This is a genomic window from Streptomyces sp. YS-3, assembly GCF_045257485.1.
Taxonomy (GTDB): domain Bacteria; phylum Actinomycetota; class Actinomycetes; order Streptomycetales; family Streptomycetaceae; genus Streptomyces.
In genome coordinates, this window is sequence record NZ_JBJHPC010000382.1 from 1 (window position 1) to 7,063 (window position 7,063).

Sequence of the window (7,063 nt, forward strand, 5' to 3'; positions counted from 1 at the left end):
TTCCGGGGCGACCGGGGTGGGGGCCCCGGAATGCCCGTTATCGGGGTGTTGTTCAGGCCTCGCTACGCTGCTGCGGAATACCCGCAAGCAGCGCACGGACCTCTGCTTCGCGGTACCGGCGGTGTCCACCCAGCGTGCGGATGGACGTGAGCTTGCCCGCCTTCGCCCAGCGGGTGACCGTCTTCGGGTCCACGCGGAACATCGTGGCAACCTCAGCCGGGGTCAGCAGCGGCTCGGCATCAGGGGTGCGAGCGGTCATGAGCGGCCTCCTCGGGAGAACCGAACCTTCTCGGTTCTTTCCTCTAAATTCTGCACCTTGACCCGCGTTGCCCGAAATGGCGGACGCGAGCCGAGTCGGTTATAGGACGAACGGCTTGTCCTCGGCACTACAACTACACCATCTGTCCAGCCACGTCGGCCAAACCGATGGAATTGCCCTCCCAGGTGTTCATCAGCGACGGAAGCCGATGGACCATGCCATAGCGGACAGTCACGCCACAGTGACGATCAGTCACAGAGCGATCAGGAGTCATCAGACCCCCCATAGCAGGCAATACCAAGCAATCCGCCCTTAGTTGGACGGAAGGAGCCCTCCCCGGACTCCTTGTCCTATTTTGGCACGAGGGTGGGGGATGGGCGCAAGGGCCCCGTAAGTGCGGTCCGTCACGCTTGAGGCAAAGGCCCGGATCAGGACCTACGTCCCGAGCACCCGCCCGTAAGAGTCACTCAGGCGTACGAAGACACCCACCCGAACGGGTGAGCGCGCGGCGCCTTCGGACGCTCCTTCAGTCCGACAGACCATCAGTTCGCCATCCGGCGCTCCCGAACGGTCCGCCAGCGCTCCGTGAAGCGCTCGTACGCCCTCGCCGCCCCCGCGGCGTCCCCGGCCCGCAGCGCGGCGATCCCCTCGGCCACGTCGGCCGCCGAGCGGTCCTCCTCCAGCCGCGCCCTCGGCAGGGCGTGCACCAGCCCGCCGTAGTCCAGCTCCACCAGCGAGCGGGGGTGAAACTCCTCCAGCCAGCGCCCCACGTCGACCAGCCCCTCCGTCAGGGGCCCCTCGTCGATGTGGTCGCGCAGCGTCCGCAGGGCCCACGCGAGGCGGCGACGGGCCTGGACCATCGGAGTGCGGTAGCGCAGCACGGGCGCCGCTCCGCTCTCCGCCCGGACATACTCCCTGTCTTCGTCCGAAAAGACTGTGAACCAGCTCACAGGGATGTGCCAGACCGCCGTGAGGATCCACGGCCGGGCCTCCGGGTTGGCCTCCCGCCACCGCTCGTAGTCCGCCGCGGCCTGCCGGCGCACCACCGGCGGCAGCAGCGCGTCGAGCACCGCGGCCGGGAACTGGTCCGCCAGGACCTCCAGGGCCTGCCAGCCGCGCAGCCGGGTCCGCCACGGGCAGACGCAGACCACCCCGTCGACCTCGGCCACGAAGGCGTCCGCGCTCTCGTGGACCGGCACCGCCACCGGCGGCGTCGGCACCAGGTCCGCCAGCGCGCGCCGGTGTTCGTCCTGGGCGTCGGGGGTGCGCCCGCGCCGCGCGTACCGCGCCCAGTGGGCGCGCTCCGGTTCGGGGAAGGCCGCCAGCGGCTCGTACACCCGCAGATAGGACGCGTACGGGACGATCACCGAGGACACCACCGCCATGGGCCGAATCGTCCCACGCGCACCCGGGACGGGAGGGTGATCCTCGGCACTGGGCCTGATCTACGCACGCGTAGGACTTACTCTGCTCCCAGCGCGGCCCCGGGCGGGCCGCGACGCGGCCCGCCCCACCCACAGGCGGACCGCCAAACGCCGCTTCGTACTTGGGAGTCACCACCGTGACCGATGTGACCGGCGACGCCGTCAGCTCAGCGGATGTTCTGCACACCCTGTTCCGATCGGACCAGGGCGGACACGAACAGGTCGTGCTGTGCCAGGACCGCGCCACGGGCCTCAAGGCCGTCATCGCCATCCACTCCACCGCCCTGGGCCCGGCCCTCGGCGGAACGCGCTTTTACCCCTACGCCAGTGAGGCCGAGGCCGTCGCCGACGCGCTCAACCTCTCGCGCGGCATGTCGTACAAGAACGCCATGGCCGGCCTCGACCACGGCGGCGGCAAGGCCGTGATCATCGGCAACCCCGAGACCGACAAGAGTGAAGAACTCCTGCTCGCCTACGGGCGGATGGTGGCCTCGCTCGGCGGCCGTTATGTGACGGCGTGCGATGTCGGCACCTATGTGGCGGACATGGACGTGGTGGCGCGCGAGTGCCGGTGGACGACCGGCCGCTCCCCCGAGAACGGCGGCGCGGGCGACTCCTCCGTGCTCACCGCGTTCGGTGTCTTCCAGGGCATGCGGGCCAGCGCCCAGCACCTGTGGGGCGACCCGACGCTGCGCGGGCGCAAGGTCGGCGTCGCGGGCGTCGGCAAGGTGGGTCATTACCTGGTGGAGCACCTGGTGGCGGACGGCGCCGAGGTCGTGATCACCGATGTGCGCGAGGAGTCGGTGCGCCGCGTCCTCGACAAGCACCCGGGCAGCGTCACCGCGGTCGCCGACACGGCCGCGCTGATCCGGGTGGAGGGGCTGGACATCTACGCCCCGTGCGCCCTGGGCGGCGCGCTCGACGACCGGACCGTGCCGGTCCTCACCGCGAAGATCGTGTGCGGCGCGGCCAACAACCAGCTGGCCCACCCGGGCGTCGAGAAGGACCTCGCGGACCGCGCGATCCTCTACGCGCCCGACTACGTGGTCAACGCCGGTGGCGTGATCCAGGTCGCCGACGAGCTGCACGGCTTCGACTTCGACCGCTGTAAGGCGAAGGCCGCGAAGATCTTCGACACCACGCTGGCCATATTCGCACGTGCGAAGGAAGACGGGATTCCGCCGGCCGCCGCGGCCGACCGGATCGCCGAGCAGCGCATGGCCGAGGCGCGCCGGCGCTGACGCTCCGGGCGTCCGATCCGGCGCCCCATCCGGCGACAGGGGAGACAAGACTCACGCCGGTCGGCGGGTCGGACGCCCAGAAGAGGTTAAAATCGCGGTTGACCAGCGAGGAAAGGGCTCCTTGCGGGTTCTGTGAAGTGGCACGTCATGCGGGCGGCGTACCGTATGGCCGCGGAAGCAGGTACCGTTGAAGCCCTACGGACACGGTCTCTCCACGGAGAGCCCGCTCCGAACCATGAACGCGTGTCAAGACTCTGGGGCCGTCGAGCCCCGTCACCGAGGGGGTCGAGCCATGGGGCGCGGCCGGGCAAAGGCCAAGCAGACGAAGGTCGCCCGCCAGCTGAAGTACAGCAGCGGCGGGACTGACCTGTCGCGTCTGGCCAACGAGCTGGGCGCATCGACTTCGCAGCCGATCTCGAATCAGCCGCCGAATGGCGAGCCGTTCGAGGACGACGACGAGGAAGACGACCCGTACGCCCGCTATGCGGAGCTGTACAACGAGGACGACGACGAGGACGAGGAGTCCGGTCCGTCGTCCCAGCGGCGCGGTGCTTGACGCGCGCTCGTCTTTCAGGGCCTTCGGCTTTTCGCAGCAATCATTTTAGCTGCTCAAGGCAGTACCGACCCGGTCCGGAGCTCACGCTCCGGACCGGGTTCTGTGCTGTCCGCGGGGCTTACTTGGCGTAGTCGCCGGTGAGCTCGGCGCCGGTCGCGCGGTCACCGCGCTCGGTGATCCGGCCGGCCACCCAGGCGTCCACACCCCGGTCCGCCAGCGTCGTCAGGGCCACGTCCACCGAGACCTCGGGGACGATGGCGATCATTCCGACGCCCATGTTCAGCGTCTTCTCCAGCTCCAGCCGCTCGACCTTGCCGGCCGTGCCCACCAGGTCGAAGACCGCGCCCGGCGCCCAGGTCGAGCGGTCGACCGTGGCGTGCAGGTGGTCGGGGATGACCCGGGCCAGGTTGTTGGCGAGACCGCCACCGGTGACATGGCTGAAACCGTGCACCTCGGCGGTACGGGTGAGGGCCAGGCAGTCCAGCGAGTAGATCTTGGTCGGCTCCAGGAGCTCCTCGCCCAGGGTCCGGCCGAACTCCTCGACGTGGCCCTCCAGCGACATCTTCGCCCGGTCGAAGAGCACGTGCCGGACGAGTGAGTACCCGTTCGAGTGAAGTCCGGAGGACGCCATGGCGATGACGACGTCACCCGTGCGGATGCGATCCGCGCCGAGCAGGCGGTCGTACTCGACCACGCCGGTGCCGGCGCCGGCGACGTCGAAGTCGTCCGGACCCAGCAGGCCCGGGTGCTCCGCGGTCTCGCCGCCGACCAGCGCGCAGCCCGCGAGGACACAGCCCTCGGCGATGCCCTTCACGATGGCGGCGACCCGCTCGGGGTGCACCTTGCCGACGCAGATGTAGTCGGTCATGAACAGCGGCTCGGCGCCGCACACCACGAGGTCGTCCACGACCATGCCGACGAGGTCGTGGCCGATCGTGTCGTACACGCCGAGGCGGCGGGCGAGGTCGACCTTGGTGCCGACGCCGTCGGTGGCCGAGGCGAGCAGCGGACGCTCGTAGCGCTTGAGGGCGGAGGCGTCGAAGAGCCCGGCGAAACCGCCGAGGCCGCCAAGCACCTCGGGGCGCTTGGTCTTCTTCACCCACTCCTTCATCAGCTCGACCGCGCGGTCGCCCGCTTCGATGTCGACGCCCGCGGCTGCGTAGCTGGCACCAGTGGATTCAGCAGATGACATGGCTCTGGAGAACTTTCGTGTCGTACTGCGGGGTTCGTGCGGGCGCCTACGGGCGGCGCAGCGCGTCGGCCGCGGCCGTGGCGGCCGGACCGGCCGCGAGCTCGGTCTCCAGCAGCTGCTTGCCGAGCAGCTCGGGGTCCGGGAGCTCCATCGGGTAGACCCCGTCGAAGCAGGCGCGGCAGAGGTTGTCCTTGGGGATGGTGGTCGCCTCGATCATCGCGTCCGTGGAGATGTACGCGAGGGAGTCGGCGCCGAGCGAGGTGCCGATCTCCTCGATCGTCATCCCGTTGGCGATCAGCTCGGCGCGGGTCGCGAAGTCGATGCCGAAGAAGCACGGCCACTTGACCGGCGGGGAGGAGATCCGGATGTGGACCTCGGCGGCCCCGGCCTCGCGGAGCATCTTCACCAGCGCGCGCTGGGTGTTGCCACGGACGATCGAGTCGTCCACGACCACCAGGCGCTTGCCCCGGATGACTTCCTTCAGCGGGTTCAGCTTCAGCCGGATCCCGAGCTGGCGGATGGTCTGCGAGGGCTGGATGAAGGTGCGCCCGACGTAGGCGTTCTTGACCAGGCCCGAGCCGTACGGAATGCCGCTGGCCTCCGCGTAGCCGATGGCCGCGGGGGTGCCGGACTCGGGAGTCGCTATCACCAGGTCGGCGTCGGCCGGCGCTTCCTTGGCCAGTTTCCGTCCCATCTCCACCCGGGAGAGGTAGACGTTCCGCCCGGCGATGTCGGTGTCGGGGCGGGCCAGGTACACGTACTCGAAGACACAGCCCTTGGGCTTCGCATCCGCGAATCGAGAGGTGCGCAGACCGTTCTCGTCGATGGCGACGAGCTCGCCCGGCTCGATCTCACGGACGAAGCTGGCGCCGCAGATGTCGAGGGCGGCGGTCTCCGAGGCGACCACCCAGCCGCGCTCCAGGCGGCCGATGACCAGCGGGCGGATGCCCTGCGGGTCACGGGCGCAGTAGAGCGTCTGCTCGTCCATGAAGACCAGCGAGAACGCGCCCTGCACCTGGGGCAGGACCTTGGCGGCTGCCTCCTCCACGGTGAGCGGCTTGCCGTCGTCGTCGGTCTGCCCCGCGAGCAGGGCGGTGACGAGGTCGGTGTCGTTGGTGGCGGCGACCTGGGTCGCGCGACCGTTCTCCTTGGGCAGGTCGGCGACCATCTCCGCCAGCTGGGCGGTGTTCACCAGGTTGCCGTTGTGGCCGAGCGCGATGGAGCCGTGGGCGGTCGCCCGGAACGTCGGCTGCGCGTTCTCCCACACGGAGGCACCGGTGGTCGAGTAGCGGGCGTGACCGACCGCGATATGACCCTGGAGGGAACCGAGAGAGGTCTCGTCGAAGACCTGGGAGACGAGTCCCATGTCCTTGAAGACGAGGATCTGGGAGCCGTTGCTGACCGCGATTCCCGCGGATTCCTGGCCCCGATGCTGGAGGGCGTAAAGCCCGAAGTAAGTGAGCTTGGCGACCTCTTCACCCGGAGCCCAGACACCGAAGACGCCGCAAGCGTCCTGGGGGCCTTTCTCGCCGGGGAGCAGATCATGATTGAGTCGACCGTCACCACGTGGCACGCCACCGAGTGTAGGCGAGATCGACCACTGGTCCGAATTGGGGATACGGACAAGACGAGGGCAGTGGGCGGTTTGTGGCATCTGCCGGACGGGGTGGAGCAGGGCTTTTCCCGCCAGGGCGGGAAATGCGCGGTGGCCGGACCGGGTGGGGAATGTGACGGAGGTCGCGCGTGGGGGTGCGGGGGTCTGCCCGGGTGTCACCTGCCGTAGCCATATGACCACCGCGGCCGACGGGTAATGACCGGTATTCCGGGGCGCCCCCGCCTCTCCTCTCCCGGCCTCCCCGCTCCCGGTTTCGTCAGCGCGAGAGCACCGGGAGGAGCGCGGAAATGTCCGCCCGCTCCCCGCTCGCCGCGACACGCGCCGCCTCCACCTCGTCCGTCCAGGCCCGGCGCCCGGTGGCGAGCCGCAGCCAGGTGAGCGGGTCGGTCTCGACGACGTTCGGGGGCGTGCCCCGGGTGTGGCGGGGGCCCTCGACGCACTGCACCACCGCGTACGGCGGGACGCGCACCTCCACCGAGCCGCCCGGCGCCTTCGCCGCGAGCGCGTCGGCGAGCAGCCGGGTGCAGGCGGCGAGCGCCTGGCGCTCGTACGGGATGTCCAGGCCGGGCACGGCGTCGTTGAGGTCGTCGGTGTGGACGCAGAGCTCCACCGTGCGGGTGACCAGGTGGTCGGCGAGGGTCATGGTGCCGACGGCGGTGGCCACGAGCCGGCCGTCCTGCGCGTCGGGCAGGRGCCGTGCGGTACGGGCGGCGATGTCGTCGTAGAGCGGGCCGAGGTCCGGCCGGGTGTCCGCCGGGGGGGCGGCGGGGGGTACG

General features: G+C 70.1%; 7 protein-coding genes. 2 read left to right on the forward strand and 5 right to left on the reverse strand.

Translation table 11 applies throughout. The annotated features are described in order from the left end of the window. Window positions 1-52: 52 nt before the first annotated feature. Window positions 53-259: a developmental transcriptional regulator BldC gene (bldC, locus tag ACJA3G_RS25690; protein ID WP_003949541.1), complete on the reverse strand. Its 207-nt coding sequence runs from the start codon at window positions 257-259 to the stop codon at window positions 53-55. Between the two features lie 542 nt (window positions 260-801). Further along, window positions 802-1,644, reverse strand: coding sequence for a hypothetical protein (locus ACJA3G_RS25695; RefSeq protein ID WP_406555420.1), 843 nt, complete (start codon window positions 1,642-1,644; stop codon window positions 802-804). Window positions 1,645-1,820: 176 nt separating this feature from the next. Between ACJA3G_RS25695 and ACJA3G_RS25700 the strand changes: the two genes are divergently transcribed. Then, a complete protein-coding gene (locus tag ACJA3G_RS25700) occupies window positions 1,821-2,924 on the forward strand; it encodes a Leu/Phe/Val dehydrogenase (protein ID WP_406555421.1) in 1,104 nt (367 codons plus the stop codon). Window positions 2,925-3,216: 292 nt separating this feature from the next. After that, window positions 3,217-3,480 (forward strand): DUF3073 domain-containing protein, encoded by a 264-nt coding sequence (locus ACJA3G_RS25705; RefSeq protein ID WP_358836007.1) that lies wholly within the window; start codon window positions 3,217-3,219, stop codon window positions 3,478-3,480. A gap of 118 nt (window positions 3,481-3,598) precedes the next feature. On the opposite strand, the gene purM is transcribed toward ACJA3G_RS25705, so the two are convergent. The 3 genes from purM to ACJA3G_RS25720 form a co-directional block, all read right to left on the reverse strand. After that, entirely contained in the window at window positions 3,599-4,672 is a 1,074-nt protein-coding gene (purM, locus tag ACJA3G_RS25710) for a phosphoribosylformylglycinamidine cyclo-ligase (RefSeq protein WP_406555422.1), read from the reverse strand. A 46-nt stretch (window positions 4,673-4,718) separates the two neighbouring features. Beyond that, window positions 4,719-6,245, reverse strand: a complete 1,527-nt coding sequence (gene purF, locus ACJA3G_RS25715) for an amidophosphoribosyltransferase (protein WP_406555423.1) — start codon at window positions 6,243-6,245, stop codon at window positions 4,719-4,721. A 298-nt stretch (window positions 6,246-6,543) separates the two neighbouring features. Beyond that, window positions 6,544-7,063 (reverse strand): sterol carrier family protein (locus ACJA3G_RS25720; RefSeq protein ID WP_406555424.1); only part of this gene is annotated, 520 nt, incomplete at its 5' end.